This window comes from Clostridioides sp. ES-S-0048-02, assembly GCF_020658495.1.
Classification (GTDB): Bacteria; Bacillota; Clostridia; order Peptostreptococcales; family Peptostreptococcaceae; genus Clostridioides.
In genome coordinates, this window is record NZ_JACVWH010000026.1 from 1 (window position 1) to 21,443 (window position 21,443).

The window sequence follows — 21,443 nt, forward strand, 5'->3', positions numbered from 1 at the left end:
TAACTGGTATACTTCACATTAAATTTAAAATATCTAACTTACTTTCTGGTATTTTAGTTATGGGAATGCTCTACTCTATCAACCTAAGAATAATGGGAAAATCAAATATCCCACTATTTAGTTTTAAACATTTATTCAATGGAGAAATATCTCCTATAGTTTTAGCTCTAGCATTTGTACTTATCTGTAAAGTACTTTTGGATTTATTCTTAAAGACAGGTCTTGGATACACTCTAAAAGGTGTTGGTGACAACTCTCAAATGATTAAATCTTTGGGTATAAACATCGGTTCTATAAAAATATTAGGGCTTATGATTTCAAATGGACTTATAGCTTTATCTGGTAGTTTGATGGCTCAATTCTTAGGATTCTCAGACGTAAATATGGGTATCGGAACTTTAGTACTTGGAATTGCATCTATCATAATTGGTATTACATTATTTAAGAAATTTACTTTTATTAAAAATACTACTGCAATAATTGTTGGTTCTTTCATATACCAATTCACTATATACTTTGCAATGAGTTTAGGTATGTTATCAACTGATTTAAAACTAATAACTGCCATAGTTATAATAGCTTTCTTAGCTACTGGTAACTTAAATATCTCACTAAAAAAAAACAAGTGCAAGGCTAGTACCAAAAATAAATCTGAAAAAAGAGGTGTTATAGATGTTACAAATTAAAAATATTTCAAAGAGTTTCCCAAATCCATATGGTCAACCTAATACTATATTTGAAAATTTATCCCTTAGTATAGAAGACGGTGAATTTGTAAGTATCATAGGTAGTAATGGAACTGGTAAATCTACTTTATTAAATATAATATCGGGATTATTAAAAGAATCCTCTGGTGAAATCACTCTAGATAATACTAATATAACAAATTTAGCTGAACACAAAAGAACTCAAATAGTAAGTAGAGTTTTTCAAGACCCAAGCTTAGGAACTTGTCCTTCTATGACAGTTAGAGAAAATTTATCTTTGGCTCTTAATAAGGGGAAATTGCTAAATTTAAAGAGATGTCTTCGTCATAAAACAAATGACTTAGAGCACTTACTTGAAGGAATTTCTCTAGATTTAAAAAAATACTTAGATATCAAAGTACAATATCTTTCAGGAGGTCAAAGACAATCACTTTCACTAATTATGTCTAGTTTAGCAAGCCCTAAGGTTCTATTATTAGATGAGCATACAGCAGCACTTGACCCAAAGACATCAAATGAAGTAATTGAATTAACTGATAAAATTATAAGAGAAAAAAATATAACTACACTTATGGTAACTCACAACTTAAAGCATGCACTTCAATATGGAGATAGATTGATAATGCTCCATAAAGGTGAAGTGGTCTTAGATGTAAAGGGAAAAGAAAAAGAAGAATTAACAGTTGAAGAAATCTTAGAAAAATTTGAATATGCTGTTTAAAAGTATGTATTATGATAATTTAATTTTAGCTTAGTTACAAATTAGTTTATTTATAAAATAATTGTAAAATCATAATATTTTTAGCAATACTACAATAATTCATATGAATATATGAACATATATAATAATAAAATTTTTGAGGGGGATATAAAAATGATTAATAAAAAAAGATTGGTAAGTTTAATTTTAGCTGGTACTCTTGGAATATCTATGCTCACTGGATGTTCTCAAAATGGAGGCTCAGATGCTTCAAAAGACAATGAAAAAACAGACAAGAAAGAAATAAAAAATATAGGAATCACTCAATTAGTAGAACATCCATCTTTAGATAAGGCAAAACAGGGATTCATAAAAGCACTAGAAGATAAAGGTTATAAGGATGGAGATAATATAAAAATAGACTTCCAAAATGCACAAAATGATATGCCTACTACACAAAGTATTGCAAGTAAATTCTTATCTGATAAAAAAGATTTGATATATGCTATATCTACACCTTCAGCTCAAGCAGCTTATAATGCTACTAAAGATATACCTATAATCATGACTGCTGTTACAGACCCTGTAGAGGCTGGCTTGGTTAAATCTCTTGAAAAACCAGGTGGAAACGTTTCAGGTACATCAGATTATCTTTCAATTGATAAAACACTTGAATTGGTTAAAACTTTAACTCCAAAAGCAAAGAAAATAGGCGTTATATACAATACTAGTGAAGTTAATTCAAAAATACAAGTTGATTCTCTACATGATTATGCTAAGAAAAATAATTATGAAGTTGTTGAAAAAGGAATCAGTTCTTCAAGTGAAGTTAACCAAGCTATTTCTAGTTTAGTTGGCAAAATAGATGTTTTATATGTTCCTACTGATAATTTAATAGTTTCTTCTATGCCTATAGTTTCTAAAGTAGCTAACGAAAACAAAATACCTATAATAGCTTCTGAAGAAGGCTCTGTATCATCTGGTGCTTTAGCTTGTTGTGGAATAGACTATGAAAAACTAGGTTACAAGGCTGGAGAACTTGCTATTGAAGTGTTAGAGGGTAAACCTGTTGGTGATATACCTGTTGCTATGTTAGATGAAACTGAAATAATAATCAATGAAGATACACTAAAAGCACTTGACATGCAAAAGCTATCAGCAGATAATATAAAGTATATAAAGTCAGATAAAAATGCAAAATCTGCAGAGTAAAATGTAGTAAATTCAAAAAAGTAGGTAATATGAAAACTTTATATAGTAAGTACTCTTATCCACCCTAACCCTTTGAAAATTGTACTTATTGTAGCAATTTATTGCATATAAAGTTATTCATTTTCCATAAAGTCGTCTATTTTGACGACACATTATGAAAGTTATATAACTTTCTAATCATTATTTGAGCTGTCTAAATAGAAATTTAAATTTCTTAGACAGCTTTTTTTTATAAATTTTAATATCTACAGCTTTATCTTCATTCCATATTTTTCTTTAATTAAATATTTTTTCACAAAATTTCCATTCAATCCACAAGTTTAGGATAACGTTTTTTTCAATTGATATATTTTCTTTTGAAAAGTCTAAGTATACACTATGTAGTATCTTAATTAAATTTAGTAGTTGACTTTTCTTATTGTATAATTTATAATTTATAACAAGTCAAGAATACATATAATTTTCTGACTAATTAAAATATTAAAAGGGAGAGATAATTATGAATACTTTATTAAACAATAAAAAATATTATTATTACTATAGCCACTATTTCTAGGGTTTGTACCTACGTTTTAACATAGATACAGACCCCTTAAGACTAGCAAAACTTTGGGATTGTATCTATGTAGGCTATATTGTTTATAGAGTTTTCATTTAACTATATAAGAGCCACATAGATTATACTATGTGGCTTATTCGTGTTTTTACCACATAGTTGTGTATACTATGTGGTTTTTTTATATACAAAATTAACAAATAATTAAAATTATAAAAATATTTTTAAAGGAGTGTTTTATTTATGTCAGGTATTATATCTGTAATGACGCAAAGTTTAATTTTATCAATCATGGCACTGGGGGTTTATATAACTTACAAAATCTTAGATTTTCCCGATATGTCTGCTGATGGTAGCTACACAATGGGAGCTTCTATTGTAGCATTTTCTCTTACTAATGGGATTTCTCCTATAGTAGCAACTTTAATGGCTATTTTATGTGGTTGTATTGCTGGTCTTGTAACTGGTATACTTCACATTAAATTTAAAATATCTAACTTACTTTCTGGTATTTTAGTTATGGGAATGCTCTACTCTATCAACCTAAGAATAATGGGAAAATCAAATATCCCACTATTTAGTTTTAAGCATTTATTCAATGGAGAAATATCTCCTATAGTTTTAGCTCTAGCATTTGTACTTATCTGTAAAGTGCTTTTAGATTTATTCTTAAAGACAGGTCTTGGATACACTCTAAAAGGTGTTGGTGACAACTCTCAAATGATTAAATCTTTGGGTATAAACATTGGTTCTATAAAAATATTAGGGCTTATGATTTCAAATGGACTTATAGCTTTATCTGGTAGTTTGATGGCTCAATTCTTAGGATTCTCAGACGTAAATATGGGTATCGGAACTTTAGTACTTGGAATTGCTTCTATCATAATTGGTATTACATTATTTAAGAAATTCACTTTTATTAAAAATACTACTGCAATAATTGTTGGTTCTTTCATATACCAATTCACTATATACTTTGCAATGAGTTTAGGTATGTTATCAACTGATTTAAAACTGATAACTGCCATAGTTATAATAGCTTTCTTAGCTACTGGTAACTTAAATATCTCACTAAAAAAAAACAAGTGCAAGGCTAGTACCAAAAATAAATCTGAAAAAAGAGGTGTTATAGATGTTACAAATTAAAAATATTTCAAAGAGTTTCCCCAATCCATACGGTCAACCTAATACTATATTTGAAAATTTATCAATTGACATAGAAGACGGTGAATTTGTAAGTATCATAGGTAGTAATGGAACTGGTAAATCCACTTTATTAAATATAATATCGGGTCTTATAAAAGAATCTTCTGGCCAAGTATTATTAAATAAACACAATTTATCTAATTTGGCTGAACATAGAAGAACTCAAATAGTAAGTAGAGTTTTTCAAGACCCAAGTTTAGGAACTTGTCCCTCTATGACAGTTAGAGAAAATTTATCTTTGGCTCTTAATAAAGGTAAGTTATTAAATCTAAAAAAATGTCTTCGTTATAAAAGAGATTTTCTAGAAAATTTATTAGAAGGAGTTTCTCTAGATTTAAAAAAATACCTAGACGTACAAGTACAATTTTTATCAGGAGGTCAAAGACAATCACTTTCACTAATTATGTCATGCTTAACAAGTCCTTCAGTTTTATTACTTGATGAGCATACAGCAGCTCTTGACCCAAAAACATCAAATGAGGTAATTGAATTAACCGATAAAATTGTAAGAGAAAAAAATATAACTACACTTATGGTAACTCACAACTTAAAGCATGCTCTTCAATATGGAGATAGATTAATTATGCTCCATAAAGGTGAAGTGGTCTTAGATGTAAAGGGAAAAGAAAAAGAAGAATTAACAGTTGAAGAAATCTTAGAAAAATTTGAATATGCTGTTTAAAAGTATATATTATGATAATTTAATTTTAGCTTACTTACAAATTAGTTTATTTATAAAATAATTTTAAAGTCATAATATTTTTAGCAATACTACAACCATTCATATGAATATATGAACATATATAATAATAAAAAAATTTTTGAGGGGGATATAAAAATGATTAATAAAAAAAGATTGGTAAGTTTAATTTTAGCTGGTGCTCTTGGAATATCTATGCTTACAGGATGTTCACAAGGTGGAGACTCTAGCAATTCTAAACAAGAAAATAACTCTAAAGACAAAGAAGTTAAAAAAATTGGTATAACTCAATTGGTTGAACATCCAGCATTAGATGCTACTAAAACAGGATTTGTAAAAGCCTTAGAAAAAAATGGATTTAAAGATGGAGAAAATATTGATATAGATTTCCAAAATGCTCAAAATGATATGCCTACTACACAAAGTATTGCAAGTAAATTTGCATCTGATAAAAAGGACTTAATATTTGCAATATCTACTCCATCTGCTCAAGCAGCTTATAATGCAACTAAGGATATACCTATACTTATAACTGCTGTCAGTGACCCTGTCGCTGCTGGCTTAGTTAAATCAATTGAAAAACCAGGTGGAAATGTATCTGGAACATCAGACTTTGTTTCTGTAGAAAAAGGATTAGAACTACTTAAAATATTTGCTCCTAAAGCAAAGACTATAGGAGTTATGTACAATACTAGTGAAGTTAATTCAAAAGTTCAAGTTGATGCTTTAAAAGAATATGCTTCTAAAAATGGTTTTAAAGTTGTTGAAAAAGGAATAACTACTTCAAATGAAGTCAATCAGGGAATTTCTAGCTTAGTTGGTAAGATAGATGTTTTATATGTTCCTACTGACAACTTAGTAGCTTCTTCTATGCCAATAGTTTCTAAAATAGCTACTGAAAATAAGATTCCAGTTATAGCAGCTGAATCTGGTCCAGTTGAAAAAGGTGCTCTTGCTTGTCAAGGTATAAACTATGAAAAACTTGGTTACAAAACAGGTGAAATGGCTGTTAAAATTTTAAATGGTGAATCAGTTTCTGATATGCCTGTAGCTACATCAGATGATACAGATATCATTGTTAATGAAGATATACTAAAAGCTTTAGGTATGGAAAAACCTTCTAATGAAAATATTTCTTATGTAAAAACTAAACAAGAATAAATATAATAGATTTTTATGAGGGAGTGGTCAAAATGAAGTCCAGTAAGTTGATAAATTTAATTTTAATTGGTGTTCTTAGTGTATCTACCATTACAGGTTGTTCTAAAAATAATGAAGGTGAGTCAAATAAATCATCTGATAAAAATAATGAAATTAAAAAAATTGGTATTACTCAGTTAGTTGAGCATCAAGCTTTAGATGCATCCAGAGAAGGATTCATTAAAGCTCTAGAAGATAATGGATTTAAAGATGGTAAAAATATAGAAATAGATTATCAAAATGCTCAAAATGATATGCCTACTACACAAACTATAGCTAGTAAATTTGTTTCTGATAAAAAAGATTTGATATTTGCTATATCTACTCCATCTGCTCAGGCATCATACAATGCTACTAAAGATATACCTATACTTATAACTGCTGTAACTGACCCTGTTTCAGCTGGATTTGCAGATTCTTTAGATAAACCAGGTAAAAATGTTTCTGGAACTTCTAATTTTACACCTATTGATAAGAGTTTAAAGGCTCTTGATATACTAATCCCACAAGCAAAGACTATAGGTGTTATATATAATACTAGTGAGGTAAATTCTAAAGTTCAAGTTGATAACTTGAAGAAATATGCAAATGATAAAGGTCTTAAAGTTGTTGAAAAAGGAATTAGTTCTTCTAGTGAAATAAATCAAGCTGCTTCTAGTTTAATGGGTAGCGTAGATGTTATTTATGCTCCTACAGATAATTTACTTGCATCTTCTATGCCTATCGTTTCTCAACTTGCTACTAAAAATAAAATACCTATAATAGCTGCAGAGGAAGGTATGGTAAAAGGTGGAGCATTAGCTTGCCAAGGTATAGATTATGAAAAATTAGGTTATAAGACTGGTGAGATGGCTGTTAAGGTCCTAAAAGGAGAATCTAAAGTTTCAGATATGCCTATAACAAGTTTAGAAGAAACTAATTTAATTATTAATGAAGATACTCTAAAGGCACTTTCTCTAGATAAACCTTCTGACAAGAACATAGTTTATATTAAAACTGAAAATAAATAATTTGACCACTCTAATTAATATAAAATATGAAAATAAAGTAAAATTTAATGATATTTTTATATACAATCAATATGCCTGTTTCTATGAATCTTTCCAAACATAAAAACAGGCATATATTTTTATTTTAATATATTGTCTATTCAATTTTACATTGATATATTTCTTATCCAAAGATAATATATTAATAATCTTAACTTATTTATATAAATAAAATTATTCTTCTATATGTTTTATTACTCTACATGGATTTCCAACGGCTACAGTATTTGATGGTATATCTTTTGTCACTACACTTCCTGCACCTATTACCACATTATCACCTATAGTAACTCCTGGAGTTATAATCACGCCTCCACCTATCCATGCATTATCTCCTATCTTTACAGGTGAACCATACTCTATTCCTGAAATTCTAAGCTGTGCCTCAATTGGATGATAAGCTGTATAAATTTGAACATTTGGAGCTAACATTACATTATCACCAATTTCAATTTTACATACATCTAAAAAAATACAGTCATAGTTTGCAAAGAAATTTTCACCTACATGTATATTATATCCATAGTCACACCTTATATTTTGTTCAACATTTATTTGATTCCCAACTGAACCAAATAGTTTTTTTAAAATATCCACTCTTTTTTCATATTCATCTTCCAAAGAGTTATTAAACAACCTAGTTAATTTTTTACAATACTCTCTTTCTTTTACTAGCAATTCATCATTTGCATAGTAACCTTTCCCTGACAACATTTTTTCTTTTTCAGTCATATAAATTACTCCTTTTCTTTGCAATTGTACTTAAAGCAAAATAAATATTCCTGTGGAAAATCTAAATAAATGCTGTCTCCCTTATCAAATTTCATTTTGTTTTTTTCTAATTCTATCTGAATAGGCATACTTTTGCTAGATAAATTATTGTTTATAGCATATATAGTGTATGTAAATGGATTTTCTATAATGTTAATTAGTCTAAAACATAACTTGCCATCTAAATTTTCACTAGAATCTAAAACCTTAATATGATGCTCTCTGATTCCCACATATTCTATATTATCACCTATGTTTCCAGTTAATGTCAACTTACATCCCCAATCTGTAGCATAAATAGTATTGTTATCTATTCTATTTAATCGAGATATATTTTTACATCCTGTTATTTTTGCTTCTATAAGATATTTTGGAGACTCAAATAGTTCTTTTTTAGGTCTTTTTGGAAGACCTTCTCCTTTATTATAAACCATAATATCATCACAAACTCGGTAAGCTTCTTCAATATCATGAGTAACAAACAATATATCTCCCTTATAATCTTTTAACATATTCATAAGTTCTTTTTCCATATTACTTCTCAAATGATGGTCTAATGCAGAAAAAGGTTCATCTAAAAGTAGTATATCTGGAGATGTAGCTAAGGCTCTAGCTAGTGCTACTCTTTGTTGCTGACCACCAGATAATTGCCAAGGGTATCGACCCTCAAATCCATTTAATTTAAGTATTTCTAAATATTTCATTATTATTTCCTTTTTTTCATCTTTACTTAACTTTGAAAGACCAAGTTCGATATTTTGGCTTACAGTCATGTGAGGAAATAATGCATAGTTTTGAAATAAAAAACCAATGTTTCTTTCTTGTGTTGATAAATTTATCTTTTTTTCAGAATCAAACAATACTCTTTCATTTAATATAATCTTACCTCTTGTAGGTTTTTCAAGTCCTGCTATACATTTTAATGTCATACTTTTTCCAGAGCCAGATTCACCTAAAAATCCTAAAATTCCTTTTTCCTGTTCAATTTTTACTTTTAATTTAAAAGAGGATAAATCTTTTTCAATATCTACATATAAACTCAACTATCTGCACCTCTTTCCTATTATTTTCTGCTGGAATTCTGACCAATAATTTAATAATAAAATCATTGCTATAGATATCGCTACAATAATCATAACCCACATCATAGCTTTATTCATATCTCCACCTTCAACTGCAAAAAATATAGCGATTGGCATAGTTTGAGTTTTTCCAGGTATATTTCCAGCTATCATAAGTGTAGCACCAAATTCTCCAAGTGCTCTAGCAAACGACAACACAAGTCCACCTATTATCCCAGGCCAAGCTAATGGTACTGCAATCTTTAAAAAAACTTTCCATTCATTAAGACCTAAGGTTCTAGCAGCAGACAACATGTTGCTATCAATTTGTTCAAAAGCTGACCTTGAAGTTCTATACATCATAGGAAAAGATACTACTACTGCTGAGATTACAGTTGCTGTCCAGCTAAATATTAAGGTTTTATCAAAATTCAGTAAAAATTTACCTACAAAGCCATTTTTCCCACATAACAACAATAAAAAGAATCCAACAACTGTGGGTGGCAAAATTAATGGAAGTGTAAAGATACCATCTATAATACCTTTCCACTTACCTCTATAGTTAGCCATAATATATGACACAAATATTCCTATTATAAAAGTTATTATCGTTGACAAAAAAGCTGTCTTAAGTGATATCCATAAAGGTGACCAATCTGTCCCCATTTTTTCCCTCCTTAATTTAAATGGAAATAGTGAAATTAATAAATATATTAATTTCACTATTTCCATTTTATTATAATATACAATTATTTTCAATTTTCATTTATTTATATACAACTTCTTTTTAATTACATATAAATTATTTGTAAGCTTATTCTACTTTTTTATATCCAAATTCCTCAAAAATCTTTTGTCCTGCATCACTCAACAGGAATTCTTCAAATTTCTTAGCAGCATCTGCATTTTTACTAGCTTCAATTACTGCAACTGGATATGTAATAGGTGAATGAGTTTTTTCATCTGTTTTCTCAACTACTTTTATTTTATCATTATTCACAGTGTCACTAAAATAAACGAATCCAACATCTGCATTACCTGATTGCACCCATGCTAAAACCTCTTTTACATCTTTCGCAAACACCAATTTATCTTTTAATGTATCTTTTAAATTTAAATTAGTTAATACTTCATCTGCATATTTACCTGCTGGAACACTTTCAGCTTCTCCAACTGCAATTTTCTTTACTTTATCTGTAGTTAAGTCTTTCATACTAGATACATCACTATCAGCTGAAGAAATAAGAACTAAATCATTTTTAACTAAATCTTTCATAGTATCAGAAACTAATAACTTTTCTTCATCTAAAGCTTTCATTTGTTTCTGACCTGCTGAAATAAATAAATCACATGGTGCACCTTGTTCTATTTGCTGTTGAAGTGAACCTGATGCTCCATAGTTAACTGTAAGCTTTACATTGGAATCAACTTTTTTATATTCTTCTTCAATTTTTGCCATTGCTTCTTTTAAACTTGCAGCAGCAGATATGTTTAGTTCTACTGTCTCACTGCTTTTATTTGTTTTTTCTTCTTTACTATCATCTTTTGGACTTTCTTTACTACTACATCCAACTGTCCCCAAAGTTAAACATGCAATTAATCCTAATATTCCCAATATTTTTTTCATAATACTCTCCCTTTTTGTAAATTTGATACATATTTTAATTCGTTTTATCATGTTTTATCACGTTTTGTTATGTATAACTTAATTATATATACCTGCTAATAAATTTTCAAGTAAATTATTTATATTACTTTTAAATATTTTTCTACATTTTTCTTTTTTTAATGTTAAAATAACCTTATATGGAGGTGGATTATGGACTCATTATCATCTTTGACACCTGTTGAAGTAGCTGAATTATTAAAGATAACAAAAAATACTGTATATGAATTAATCAAAAGAGGTGAACTTCCTTCTTACAAAGTAGGTAAAAAAATAAGAGTTGATATTAAAGATGTCGAAGAATATATCAACAATCAAAAAACTGGTAAAATTAAAGATACACATTTTAACAATAAAAATATAGATATTGATAATAATTGTAAAATTATTATTTCTGGTCAAGATGTAATATTAGACATTTTAGCTAGGTCTGTTGAAAAAAGATTAGATAGAGTAAATACATTTCGCTCTTATATAGGAAGTTATAATGCTTTATATGAATTATATAATGGCAGGGTTTCTATAGCATCATCCCATCTATGGGATTTTGAAACAGACGAATATAATAGTACTTTTGTTAAAAAACTATTGCCAGGAATCCCATGTGTACTTATAAATCTAGCATATAGAATGCAAGGTTTTTATGTTGCTAAAGGAAATCCTAAGGAAATAAAAGGTTGGAATGATTTAACCAGACCAAATATAACACTTGTAAATCGAGAAAAAGGGGCTGGAACTAGAGTTTTGCTTGATGGCAAACTTAGACTTTTAAATTTTAATGGCACTGATATAAATGGTTATTATAATGAAGAATTATCGCATTTAGGTGTAGCAAGCAAGGTTTCTCGTGGTATAGCTGATGTTGGATTAGGCAATGAAAAAGCTGCTCTACAAGTAAACAATATTGACTTTATTCCTCTTCACAAGGAACGTTATGATTTGGTTATTAAAAAAGAAGACTTGAAAAACCCTGTCTACCAAACTATAATTAGTATAATTAATTCAGCTGAATTTAAGGCCGAACTTCAAGGTCTTGGTGGATATGATTTGATTGACACAGGCAAAATCATAGCAGAAGTTTAAAAATAAAAATCGCAATCTATTTTTACATGATTTATAAATTAATTGTAAAGTAAATTGCGATTTTTATGTATGCCAAAAACGTACATCAAAAAATTCAGTCTATCATAAAAACCTATATTGTTCATTTTGGTAGCCACATATAAAATTCAATATACTAAATAGTTAAATATATTAATATATATTTACATAATAGTAATTTTCCTTAATGTAGATTAACGTATTATGTGTTTTTGATATGAATAATTTTCCTATCTTGTATACATGCGGTAAAATAAATGAGTTTAATAGGTTATATACAAAGTTGCTTTCTTCTTGTATCTTCTCAACTAATAAATTATTAATAAAATTATCTTTTTCATTTTCAATAACTTCACTCCAATTTATTTTAACTTTTAATATGTATCTTCCAACTAAGTATACACATTCTGTAACAAATAACAATAATACTATATAATCAGCTCCTCCTGATTGATATAAACTTCCTGATACTAAGGGTTTAGCAAAAAAGTTATAAAAATTTAAAGTATCTCCTGTATAGTCAAAAAATATTAATAGTAATCCCAAAACTCTTAATACTCTCATATTCAACATGCCTTTTTCTTTATTATTTTTGTTTTTCATATATACTACCTCTCTTTTTGTTAGATTTTATTGTATATAATACTAACTCTTTTATTTGAGGTACAGGTGAATTTAATTGGTAGTTATTTTCATTTTCATAATCAATTAATTCATATTAAATATTTATATTTAATATGAAAAATAGCTTATTTATTTTGTAACAAAATAAATAAGCTATTAAAAAATATACAACTAATTTCTATTAATTGATAATACTACTATCTATAAACCTAAAAATTCTATTGAAATATGCTCTACTATCAGAGTCATATCCAGCAACATGTTCAATACCTTCTATGAGCCATAGCTCTTTTTTATTATGCTTGACTAAGTCATACATGGTTTGGCTATTTTGATAATTACAAACAGTGTCTTTTGTTCCATGTATAAATAGTATAGGAACATTACTCTTTTCGATTGCCTTATATGGTTCTACATCACTATACCAAAATCCAGATTTAAATTTATTATACACATCCCCACATGCTACGACATAATTTACTAATACATTTGGTATATGTTTTTCTATTACTCCCATTCTAATGGCATCCTTCATTTCAGAATATGGAGAATCCAATATATAAAAATCGACCTCTTGACTTTCTGAGTTTATAGCTGTATGCATAGCAGCTGTTCCTGCACCCATAGAAAATCCATGGATTCCCAATTTACCATCTGGGAATTTATTTTTTACAAACTTAACTATACTATCTAAATCATATCTCTCATAAAGACCAAATGTATAATTGTCGCCTCCACTATTACCAGTATTTCTTTGATTGTAAATCAATACATTATAACCTTTATCTAAGTATTCATATGCTATTTTTAGCATTTCATAGTGATTACTTCCCATTCCATGAACAATTATAATAGTATTTTTTGTTTTTATATTTGAATTCATAAAAAGACTTTCAAGTTTGTAATTATTAGAGCTTTGTATCATCAGCTCATCTGTCTTGTAGTTTTTCAATTTATCTAAGGGCTTATCTTTCCTCTTAGAAAATACTTTTAATACATCTTCTTTTTTTATTAACTGTTCTGAGCCAACTGAGCTATCGTACACCAATTTGCCAAATATATACGATATGATTAAGGGTATTAACAGAAATACAACTGATACAATTATTACCTTATTTCTTAAACTAATATAATTCTTAAAACTATTTTTCATATTTATTTACCATTTAATTTTCCTATATTTTGTTTTTTAAAAGTAATACAATCGCTACTTATACTACTCTTATGATTTCTATTATACCTATTAATCTACTAAAATTACAAATTATATTTTATCAATCATTAATATTTATAAGCTATTGCCTTATCTAATAAATATTACTAGATACTTTATTGGCAAGTGCTATCTAAATATTCTTCTATATTTTTCTTCTTCCTCTTCTGTGAATACATTAAATACAACTTTTAAATTTTTCTCAGGATTTTCTTTTAGCCATAATCTCACTCTATTTACAGCAAGATTAGCTGCTTCTTTTTTTGGATATCCAAATACCCCTGTAGAAATACCACAAAAAACGATATTCTTTATTTCATCAATTTCTCTTATAGTATTTAGAGATGATTTGTAGCAATGTAGTAATTGTTTTTCCTGTTCTTTGCTTGGCTGACCACCAGATACAATAGGTCCAACAGTGTGTACTACAAATTTTGCAGGTAGACAATAACCTCTAGTTATTTTAGCATCTCCTGTATATTCTAAATGTCCTTGTTTTTTTATTATTTTATCACAATCTTCTCTAAGTCTAGGACCTGCGCATGAATGTATCTCATTATCTACACATAAATGTAATGGTTGTAAACATCCTAATAGCTTATTGTTTGCAGCATTTACTATTGCATCTGCTTTTAAATTAGTTATATTGCCTCTCCATATAGCAATGCCTTCCTCAACTTCTTCTATATCATTTACATCTACTAACTCTCTTTCTTCACATTCAATTAACAATAAGTTATGTAACATACTAAGTATCTCTGGAGCAATTTCTTTTGGTGGATATACATTAAGAAGTCCTCTAAGTATATCTCTAGGCTTGATTTCATCATTTGATAAATTGTATATTTTAGAAGGAACTTCTTTTGAAAAATATGCAATTAAAGTGTTTATATTTTTCTTTCTTTGTTCGTCAGTTAGAGGTTTGATACTTCTATCAAAATCCTCAAATAAGTTTACATCATCAGCATAATCTCTCCACTTCATAGCTATCTCTCCATTCTTTTATTTTAGAATTATAAAAAATAATTATGTATTATGTACATACTTATTTATTTCTATAAACACTTACATAAATCCTGTTAAAAGTGTAAATTTTTTAATATTAATATATTTAAAGACAAAATATAGAACAATTTTAAGTATTTTATATAAACCTTTATAAAATAATATGCTACTTGCTAACACTTTAATCATAAAATTTTTAAAGATAATAATTAAAGAGAACGTTCTAAAGCTTACACTTTTACACATAAATTTACATACATAAAAACCACTCTAAATAAGCAACTCTTACCTAGAATGGTTTTTACACTAAACAACTTTTAAATTTTGTTGGTATTTATTTATATCTGATTTAGAAGCATATACAAAATGACCATCTGAAACCTCAATCCAACTTGATAACTCATCACTTGAACAATTATACATACTATAATTATATTCCACTCTATTTCTTACCTTAGCATATCTTGGGTCAGGAATAGGAATTGCAGAAAGTAAAGACTTTGTATATGGATGTATAGGATTATTATACAACTCTTCTGAATTCGCTAATTCTACTAATTTTCCATTATGCATAACTCCTATACGGTCACTAATATGTCTCACCATAGATAAATCATGCGCTATAAACAAACAAGTTAAATTCTTTTCTTTCTGTAATTTTTTAAATAAATTTACTATTTGTGCTTGTATAGACACATCTAAAGAGGCTATCGGTTCATCAGCTATTATAAACTCTGGGTCTACTGAAAGAGCTCGAGCTATACCAATACGTTGTCTTTGCCCACCTGAAAAGTCAGAAGGATATTTATTTGCATAGCTTCTATCAAGTCCCACTAAATTTAACATCTCATAGACTTTATCCAGTCTTTCTGCTTTATTTTTACAGACACCCTGAATTTTAAGTGGCTCTGAAATTATATCTCCAATTGTCATACGAGGATTTAATGATGAGGTAGAATCTTGAAAAATAATCTGCATACTTTTATTTACATCTTTTTTTACAAATTTATATGATTTTTTATCTGAGATACAATTTCCCTTATAAATTACGTCTCCACCAGTAGGCTCATGTAACTTTATTATAGTTTTACCAGTTGTAGATTTTCCTGAACCAGATTCTCCTACTAAACCAAATATTTCTCCTTTATATATATCAAAACTTATATCATCAACTGCTTTTACAATAGTACTTTTATCCAAATGAAAATATTGTTTTAAATTTTTTATTTCTAGTATTTTTTCTTTATTCATTAGAAATCACCCTTCCACCATTTACCCTAACTGGTATATTTATTTTAGGTGCATCTGGATGCAATAACCAAGTTGCTGCACTGTGTGTATCATTAATTTTAAACATTGGTGGCTCCTTTTCATAATCTATCCTAAGAGCATTTTTATTTCTTACTGCAAATGCATCCCCCTTTGGAGGATTTAATAAATTTGGAGGCATTCCAGGTATATTATACAAATAATCTTCTTGTGAATCTAAAGTAGGTAATGAACCTAATAATCCCCAAGTATATGGATGTCTAGGGTCATAAAATATATCTTCTACTGTTCCTATTTCTACAATCTTACCTGCATACATAACTGCTATCCTATCAGCCATAGTTGCAACTACACCTAAATCATGAGTTATAAATATTATTGATAAGCCTATTTTATTTTGTAGTTCTTTTATTAAGTCAATTATTTGAGCTTGTATAGTCACATCCAAGGCTGTTGTAGGCTCATCAGCAATTAATACTTCTGGATTACAAGCTAGTGCTATAGCAATTACTATACGTTGCCTCATTCCTCCTGAAAAATGATGCGGAAATTGTTTAAATCTTTTTTCAGGATTATCTATCCCAACTAATTCAATAAGCTCTATAGCTCTTTTCTTAGCTTCACTTTTACTTATGCCTTGATGGATTACTATAGCTTCAGTTATTTGCTTTCCTATTGATATGGTTGGATTCAAAGATGTCATAGGGTCTTGAAATATCATTGATATATCTCTTCCTCTAATATCTTCCATTTCTTTCTCAGATTTTTTAACTAAGTCCTTTGATTTAAATAGAACCTCTCCACTTTTGATATATCCATTATATGGAAGTATCTTTATCAAACTTTTGCATAATACAGATTTTCCACAACCAGATTCTCCAACTATAGCTAGTGTTTCACCCCTTTTTAGGGTAAAGGACACATCTCTCACAGCCTGTACTTCGCCTTCTTCTATTTTAAAGCTTACAGATAGATTATTAACCTCCAATAAATGTTCCAAAAACCATCAACCCCTATGCTATTCAAACCTTAGGGATATATTTCATCCCTAAGGTTTCTAATTAATCTAACTATTATTCTATTGTCCAATCAGCTATGTTCCAGAATATCCCTACACCATGATGACCTAAAACTGTATCAGGTGTTAAACCTTTTATATTTGGTTTTCCAACATATATAGCATCTATATAAGCAATAAATGTATATGGCATATCTTTAGTCATCTCTACTTGGAATTGTTTATATAACTTTAATTTTTCATCTTTATTTTCTGTTTCTCTTGCTTGTTGAAGTATTTTGTCTATAGTAGGATTAGAATAAGCACTGTAGTTTGCACCTTTATCTGTTCCAAATACTTTATATGTATGGTCATCTGGGTCAAATGGACTTCCCCAACCGATTAAGTGCGCATCTTGATTAGCCCAATCTGTTTCAGTTACAACTACAGCTTTAGCATCAACACCTATTTCTTTTAGCTGTTGTGCACATATTTTAGCCATATCAACTCTAACTTGGTCACTTTCGCCAGCTGTTATTTCAAAAGCTAATTTAGTACCTTCTTTTTCATATATTCCATCAGAACCTAACTTCCAACCTAATTTTTCAATTTCTTGCTTAGCCTTTTCTGGATTATATTCAAATTTCTCTATATCAGGATTATTATATGGTCCCATTTGTAAAGGTGAATATGCGGCTACACCATGACCCAATAATACACTATCAACTATTGCTTTTCTATCTATTGCATAACTTAAAGCATTTGGTAATCCTTTAGTCTTTTCATCTTTAAAGAATTTAGAATTGAAGTTATATAGTATACCTCTATAATCTGCAGTTTTCATTATATTTACTTTAAAATTCTTTTCGTCTTTCTCAAAATTAGACATATCTTTAGGAGTTACTTGTGCTAAATCTAATTCACCTGATTTTAATTGCATTGCTTTAGCTTTGTCATCTGGTACAATCTTAAATACTACTTTATCCAGTCCTGGCTCTTTTACAAAATAATCACTATTTTTAACAAGTGTTATACTTTGCCCTTTATCCCATTTTTCAAGTTTGAATGGTCCAGTACCTATTGGTTTTTGATTAAATCCATCAGTAGCTATATCTTTACCTTCTAATGCATGTTTTGGTAATATTCCAACTGTTAAATAATCAAGCATTGCTGTATTTGGTGCTTTTAAAGCAATTTTTATAGTAGTATCATTAATTACATCAATTTTTGTTATATCTTCATAATTTGATGCTATTTCAGAAGCATTGTCTGGATTCATTATAGTTTCCATTGTGAATTTAACATCATTTGCTGTAAATTTCTCTCCATCATGCCACTTAACATCATCTCTTAAATTAAAAGTATATGTATTTGTTGCTTCATCAAATTTCCAATCTTTTGCTAGACAAGGAACTACTTTATTATTTTCATCATGAGCTGTTAATCCATTAAATATCAATGAATTTATTTCGCCATGTTCATATAGTGCTGGATTTATACTTGTATAGTCATTACTTCCATAAACAAGTACTTTACCATCTTTAGGTTTATCTGTTTTTTTGTCCCCATTTCCTGCACTCGAACAGCCTGCCATTAGACTAAGTATCATTACTAGACTTAAAACTTTTAATTTTTTTAATTTCATGATGCTCCCCCTTTTGCTTTTAATAATAAATATTTTTTAAAGCTTTGACCCCATTTATTTAAATAGATATTTCAAATACCTTAGTATTTGCTTATTTAACACTTAAAACGCTGATTTATAAATTACTTGATTTTTTATTATTGCTCTTTCTTATATAATTACCAATATTAGTTATACAGACCAATGTAGTAACTAAAAATATACCTGGAATTAGGATAATCCACCATCTATTTGAAAGAAGTGCTTCTTCTGATAAAGATAGCATACTTCCCCAAGAAACAATTTCTATTGGCAAACCAATTCCTAAAAAACTTAGTGTTGACTCAGTTCCAATAGCTGCACCTATATTTGTTACTACCATAAACATTATTGATGCGACAAAGTTTGGAAGTAAGTGCTGTTTTAATATATATAAAAATCCTCCACCCATACTTTTAGCTGCTAGTATGTACTCACTATTTCTTATTTGTCTAACTTCAGTCCTTACAATCTTAGATATATTCATCCAACTTGTTATCCCTATTACTATGGACATAGATATTGGATTTGAATTCCCAAGTATCGCTTGTACAAATATTATAATTAATATTGATGGTATACTAAGTATGATTTCTGTAAATCTCATCATTGCATCATCTACAAGCTCAGATGCTGAACCGCTTATGCTACCATAAACAATTCCTATAATAGTTGATATTATTGTCGAAAATATTCCTATAAATAAAGATATTTTTCCTCCATACCATATCATAGAATATATATCTCTTCCCATTGAATCTGTTCCAAAGAAAAAATCTTTACTTGGAGCTAAATTAGAACTTACTAAATCCATATATGTTGGCTCATGTGTCATTATCAAAGATGAAAATACACTTCCAATAACTATAATGGATAAAATTATGATTGATATATATGGTAACTGTTTAAATTTTTCAAACAGAGTTTTTTTTATTTCTATTTGTTCATCTTTTACTACTGAAATATAATTTTCTCCTACAATCTCAAAATCACTACATTGCGGCTTCATTGTTATCACCTCTATCGTACTTCATTCTAGGGTCTATTTTATTGTTTATAATTTGAGCTAGCATATTTCCAAATACCACTAAAGCTCCTGTTATTAGACATAAAACTAATAACATATTATAATCGTGATACTTTGCACTCTCAAAACAAAGAGTTCCTAACCCTGGATAAGAAAAAACCTTTTCAACTACATAAGTTCCTCCTAATATATGAGGTATTGAAATAGCCATGATACTTATATATGATGGCATTATATTTCTCAGGCAATGCTTAAAAACAATGGTTCTATTGTTTAAACCTTTTGCTTTACATAGCAATACATAATCTTCTCTTATTTCTTCTAGCAATTTATTTCTTATCATATATGTGTAATACCATAAATGGCTCAATATAAGTACTGTAAGAGGTAATATTAAATGAGATATCCTACTTGATATACTATATTCCTCTCCCATTGAATAAGCTCCACTACTTGGAAGTATACTTAGATTTATACTGAATATAAGTATAAGTACTAAAGCAACCCAGAATGATGGAATACAATTGGTTATCGTACCTAGTTTACATATAACCCTATCTATAAGCTTATCTTCATGCAATGTACAAAAAATTCCTAAAAGTAATGCTAGAACAAAGGTAAGTATGTATCCTGAACCACCTAATATGATAGTATTTATATAAACATCATTTATAACAGAAGTAACATTTTGCTTATATTTAAATGAAATCCCAAATTCTCCTTTTGATGCATCTGAAATCCATTTTATATATTGACTGTATATTGGTTCGTTTAGACCAAGTTTTTTCATAGCATTTTCTTTTTCTTGAGTACTCATTCTTTCTACACCATCTCCATAGTAAGAAATTAATGGGTCTCCTGGAGCAAGTCTTGCCATATAAAAAACCACAAAAGATAATAAAAACATTACTAAAATAAACTGCAACAACTTTTTAACTATATCCTTTAACAAACCCCTATTCCCCCTTTGTTGCAATAAAAAAAACCACCAAAAGCAAGCGTCAATCGACGTTTAAACCTTCGTGGTTTTATTATCATTAAATAAAAGTTAAATTTTAAATATTTATCTATAAACCAATTTTAGCATCATTTATGTTGTGTGTAAACAAACTTTTGAAAAATTGTTAAAATTTCATCAAATTGTTTTATTTTTACCTAAAATTAAATTTTTATGATATTACTAATCTCTTATTTATTACATAATTATTAAATTTTATATTGACTATTTACTGAAACTATATTATATTAGTTTCTATGCAAACTATCTAAGAGGTGATTTTATTGAAAACTAATTATGATTGTTTTAGAATAGCTATGCTTCTAAAAAAACTCTATTCTAAAACAATGTACACAGTAGAGGAAAATTTTAAGGAAAATGGATTAACACATCAACAGATTATAGTTATAAAGCTAATAGCTCATAATCAAGAACTAACAATTTCACAACTATGCGATGAGATGTCTTTAGCTAAAGGAACGGTATCAGGTATAATCAGTAGATTAGAACAATTTGGATATGTAGAAAAGTTCAAAAAATATGATGATAAGAGAAATACATATGTTAAATTTACAGAGGATGGACTTGAATTCGCCACAAATTTTAAAAGTAAAATGCAAGAAAGCTTTGATGGTATTTTTAAAAATTGTGATGAAAAAGAATTAAATGAATTAGTAAAAAATCTTAGAAATATATTAGCAAAAATAAAGGAGAGATAA

At 28.5% G+C, this 21,443-nt stretch carries 21 protein-coding genes; 9 read left to right on the plus strand and 12 right to left on the minus strand.

The features are described 5' to 3' along the window. The 7 genes from IC173_RS18635 to IC173_RS18665 all read left to right on the plus strand — a co-directional run. Window positions 1-686 (plus strand): ABC transporter permease subunit (locus IC173_RS18635; protein WP_227831275.1); only part of this gene is annotated, 686 nt, incomplete at its 5' end. Next, window positions 673-1,428, plus strand: coding sequence for an ABC transporter ATP-binding protein (locus IC173_RS18640; protein WP_227834715.1), 756 nt, complete (start codon window positions 673-675; stop codon window positions 1,426-1,428). The genes IC173_RS18635 and IC173_RS18640, both read left to right, overlap by 14 nt. A gap of 153 nt (window positions 1,429-1,581) precedes the next feature. Then, window positions 1,582-2,619 (plus strand): ABC transporter substrate-binding protein, encoded by a 1,038-nt coding sequence (locus IC173_RS18645; RefSeq protein ID WP_227856065.1) that lies wholly within the window; start codon window positions 1,582-1,584, stop codon window positions 2,617-2,619. Between the two features lie 799 nt (window positions 2,620-3,418). Continuing rightward, a complete protein-coding gene (locus IC173_RS18650) occupies window positions 3,419-4,321 on the plus strand; it encodes an ABC transporter permease (RefSeq protein ID WP_227482956.1) in 903 nt (300 codons plus the stop codon). Then, window positions 4,308-5,063 (plus strand): ATP-binding cassette domain-containing protein, encoded by a 756-nt coding sequence (locus IC173_RS18655; RefSeq protein ID WP_227856066.1) that lies wholly within the window; start codon window positions 4,308-4,310, stop codon window positions 5,061-5,063. The genes IC173_RS18650 and IC173_RS18655 overlap by 14 nt, the downstream gene beginning before the upstream one ends. 156 nt (window positions 5,064-5,219) lie before the next feature. Continuing rightward, on the plus strand, window positions 5,220-6,242 hold the full coding sequence (locus tag IC173_RS18660; protein WP_227433317.1) for a CD0873 family tyrosine ABC transporter substrate-binding lipoprotein: 1,023 nt from the start codon (window positions 5,220-5,222) through the stop codon (window positions 6,240-6,242). A gap of 32 nt (window positions 6,243-6,274) precedes the next feature. After that, the gene (locus IC173_RS18665; protein WP_227433318.1) at window positions 6,275-7,291 is read left to right on the plus strand and encodes an ABC transporter substrate-binding protein; all 1,017 of its coding nucleotides are present in this window, start codon (window positions 6,275-6,277) and stop codon (window positions 7,289-7,291) included. Between the two features lie 213 nt (window positions 7,292-7,504). Here IC173_RS18665 and IC173_RS18670 read toward each other — a convergent pair whose 3' ends face one another. The 4 genes from IC173_RS18670 to modA form a co-directional block, all read right to left on the minus strand. Then, window positions 7,505-8,062, minus strand: coding sequence for a sugar O-acetyltransferase (locus tag IC173_RS18670; RefSeq protein WP_227433319.1), 558 nt, complete (start codon window positions 8,060-8,062; stop codon window positions 7,505-7,507). A gap of 5 nt (window positions 8,063-8,067) precedes the next feature. Further along, a complete protein-coding gene (locus tag IC173_RS18675) occupies window positions 8,068-9,144 on the minus strand; it encodes a sulfate/molybdate ABC transporter ATP-binding protein (RefSeq protein WP_227433320.1) in 1,077 nt (358 codons plus the stop codon). Beyond that, entirely contained in the window at window positions 9,145-9,828 is a 684-nt protein-coding gene (gene modB / locus IC173_RS18680) for a molybdate ABC transporter permease subunit (RefSeq protein ID WP_227433321.1), read from the minus strand. It lies immediately after the preceding gene. A gap of 148 nt (window positions 9,829-9,976) precedes the next feature. Continuing rightward, window positions 9,977-10,789 (minus strand): molybdate ABC transporter substrate-binding protein, encoded by an 813-nt coding sequence (gene modA, locus IC173_RS18685; protein WP_227856067.1) that lies wholly within the window; start codon window positions 10,787-10,789, stop codon window positions 9,977-9,979. Between the two features lie 192 nt (window positions 10,790-10,981). On the opposite strand from modA, the gene IC173_RS18690 reads away from it, so the two are divergent. Next, a complete protein-coding gene (locus IC173_RS18690) occupies window positions 10,982-11,911 on the plus strand; it encodes a helix-turn-helix transcriptional regulator (RefSeq protein ID WP_227482962.1) in 930 nt (309 codons plus the stop codon). Between the two features lie 171 nt (window positions 11,912-12,082). On the opposite strand, the gene IC173_RS18695 is transcribed toward IC173_RS18690, so the two are convergent. The 8 genes from IC173_RS18695 to IC173_RS18730 form a co-directional block, all read right to left on the minus strand. Continuing rightward, the gene (locus IC173_RS18695) at window positions 12,083-12,532 is read right to left on the minus strand and encodes a hypothetical protein (protein ID WP_227433324.1); all 450 of its coding nucleotides are present in this window, start codon (window positions 12,530-12,532) and stop codon (window positions 12,083-12,085) included. 202 nt (window positions 12,533-12,734) lie between these two features. Further along, window positions 12,735-13,706: an alpha/beta hydrolase gene (locus IC173_RS18700; RefSeq protein WP_227433325.1), complete on the minus strand. Its 972-nt coding sequence runs from the start codon at window positions 13,704-13,706 to the stop codon at window positions 12,735-12,737. Between the two features lie 189 nt (window positions 13,707-13,895). Next, window positions 13,896-14,750: a protein-ADP-ribose hydrolase gene (locus IC173_RS18705; protein WP_227433326.1), complete on the minus strand. Its 855-nt coding sequence runs from the start codon at window positions 14,748-14,750 to the stop codon at window positions 13,896-13,898. Between the two features lie 327 nt (window positions 14,751-15,077). Next, the gene (locus IC173_RS18710) at window positions 15,078-16,022 is read right to left on the minus strand and encodes an ABC transporter ATP-binding protein (RefSeq protein ID WP_227433327.1); all 945 of its coding nucleotides are present in this window, start codon (window positions 16,020-16,022) and stop codon (window positions 15,078-15,080) included. Further along, window positions 16,015-17,040, minus strand: a complete 1,026-nt coding sequence (locus tag IC173_RS18715) for an ABC transporter ATP-binding protein (protein WP_227433328.1) — start codon at window positions 17,038-17,040, stop codon at window positions 16,015-16,017. The genes IC173_RS18710 and IC173_RS18715 overlap by 8 nt, the downstream gene beginning before the upstream one ends. Window positions 17,041-17,113: 73 nt before the next feature. Beyond that, window positions 17,114-18,682 carry an ABC transporter substrate-binding protein gene (locus tag IC173_RS18720; protein WP_227856068.1) on the minus strand — a complete coding sequence of 523 codons (1,569 nt, stop codon included), beginning with the start codon at window positions 18,680-18,682 and terminating at the stop codon, window positions 17,114-17,116. Between the two features lie 115 nt (window positions 18,683-18,797). Beyond that, window positions 18,798-19,709, minus strand: a complete 912-nt coding sequence (locus IC173_RS18725) for an ABC transporter permease (RefSeq protein WP_227433330.1) — start codon at window positions 19,707-19,709, stop codon at window positions 18,798-18,800. Beyond that, window positions 19,693-20,679, minus strand: coding sequence for an ABC transporter permease (locus tag IC173_RS18730; RefSeq protein WP_227433331.1), 987 nt, complete (start codon window positions 20,677-20,679; stop codon window positions 19,693-19,695). Before IC173_RS18730 ends, IC173_RS18725 begins: the two co-directional genes overlap by 17 nt. 329 nt (window positions 20,680-21,008) lie before the next feature. Here IC173_RS18730 and IC173_RS18735 point away from each other — a divergent pair, with 329 nt between their 5' ends. Next, entirely contained in the window at window positions 21,009-21,443 is a 435-nt protein-coding gene (locus tag IC173_RS18735) for a MarR family winged helix-turn-helix transcriptional regulator (RefSeq protein ID WP_255613456.1), read from the plus strand.

Bases quoted from the DNA above. Each gene is read 5' to 3' on its own strand.
- IC173_RS18640 (WP_227834715.1), top strand. From the start codon at position 673: ATGTTACAAATTAAAAATATTTCAAAGAGTTTCCCAAATCCATATGGT.
- IC173_RS18645 (WP_227856065.1), top strand. From the start codon at position 1,582: ATGATTAATAAAAAAAGATTGGTAAGTTTAATTTTAGCTGGTACTCTT.
- IC173_RS18650 (WP_227482956.1), top strand. From the start codon at position 3,419: ATGTCAGGTATTATATCTGTAATGACGCAAAGTTTAATTTTATCAATC.
- IC173_RS18655 (WP_227856066.1), top strand. From the start codon at position 4,308: ATGTTACAAATTAAAAATATTTCAAAGAGTTTCCCCAATCCATACGGT.
- IC173_RS18660 (WP_227433317.1), top strand. From the start codon at position 5,220: ATGATTAATAAAAAAAGATTGGTAAGTTTAATTTTAGCTGGTGCTCTT.
- IC173_RS18665 (WP_227433318.1), top strand. From the start codon at position 6,275: ATGAAGTCCAGTAAGTTGATAAATTTAATTTTAATTGGTGTTCTTAGT.
- IC173_RS18670 (WP_227433319.1), bottom strand. From the start codon at position 8,062: ATGACTGAAAAAGAAAAAATGTTGTCAGGGAAAGGTTACTATGCAAAT.
- modB (WP_227433321.1), bottom strand. From the start codon at position 9,828: ATGGGGACAGATTGGTCACCTTTATGGATATCACTTAAGACAGCTTTT.
- modA (WP_227856067.1), bottom strand. From the start codon at position 10,789: ATGAAAAAAATATTGGGAATATTAGGATTAATTGCATGTTTAACTTTG.
- IC173_RS18690 (WP_227482962.1), top strand. From the start codon at position 10,982: ATGGACTCATTATCATCTTTGACACCTGTTGAAGTAGCTGAATTATTA.
- IC173_RS18695 (WP_227433324.1), bottom strand. From the start codon at position 12,532: ATGAAAAACAAAAATAATAAAGAAAAAGGCATGTTGAATATGAGAGTA.
- IC173_RS18700 (WP_227433325.1), bottom strand. From the start codon at position 13,706: ATGAAAAATAGTTTTAAGAATTATATTAGTTTAAGAAATAAGGTAATA.
- IC173_RS18705 (WP_227433326.1), bottom strand. From the start codon at position 14,750: ATGAAGTGGAGAGATTATGCTGATGATGTAAACTTATTTGAGGATTTT.
- IC173_RS18710 (WP_227433327.1), bottom strand. From the start codon at position 16,022: ATGAATAAAGAAAAAATACTAGAAATAAAAAATTTAAAACAATATTTT.
- IC173_RS18720 (WP_227856068.1), bottom strand. From the start codon at position 18,682: ATGAAATTAAAAAAATTAAAAGTTTTAAGTCTAGTAATGATACTTAGT.
- IC173_RS18725 (WP_227433330.1), bottom strand. From the start codon at position 19,709: ATGAAGCCGCAATGTAGTGATTTTGAGATTGTAGGAGAAAATTATATT.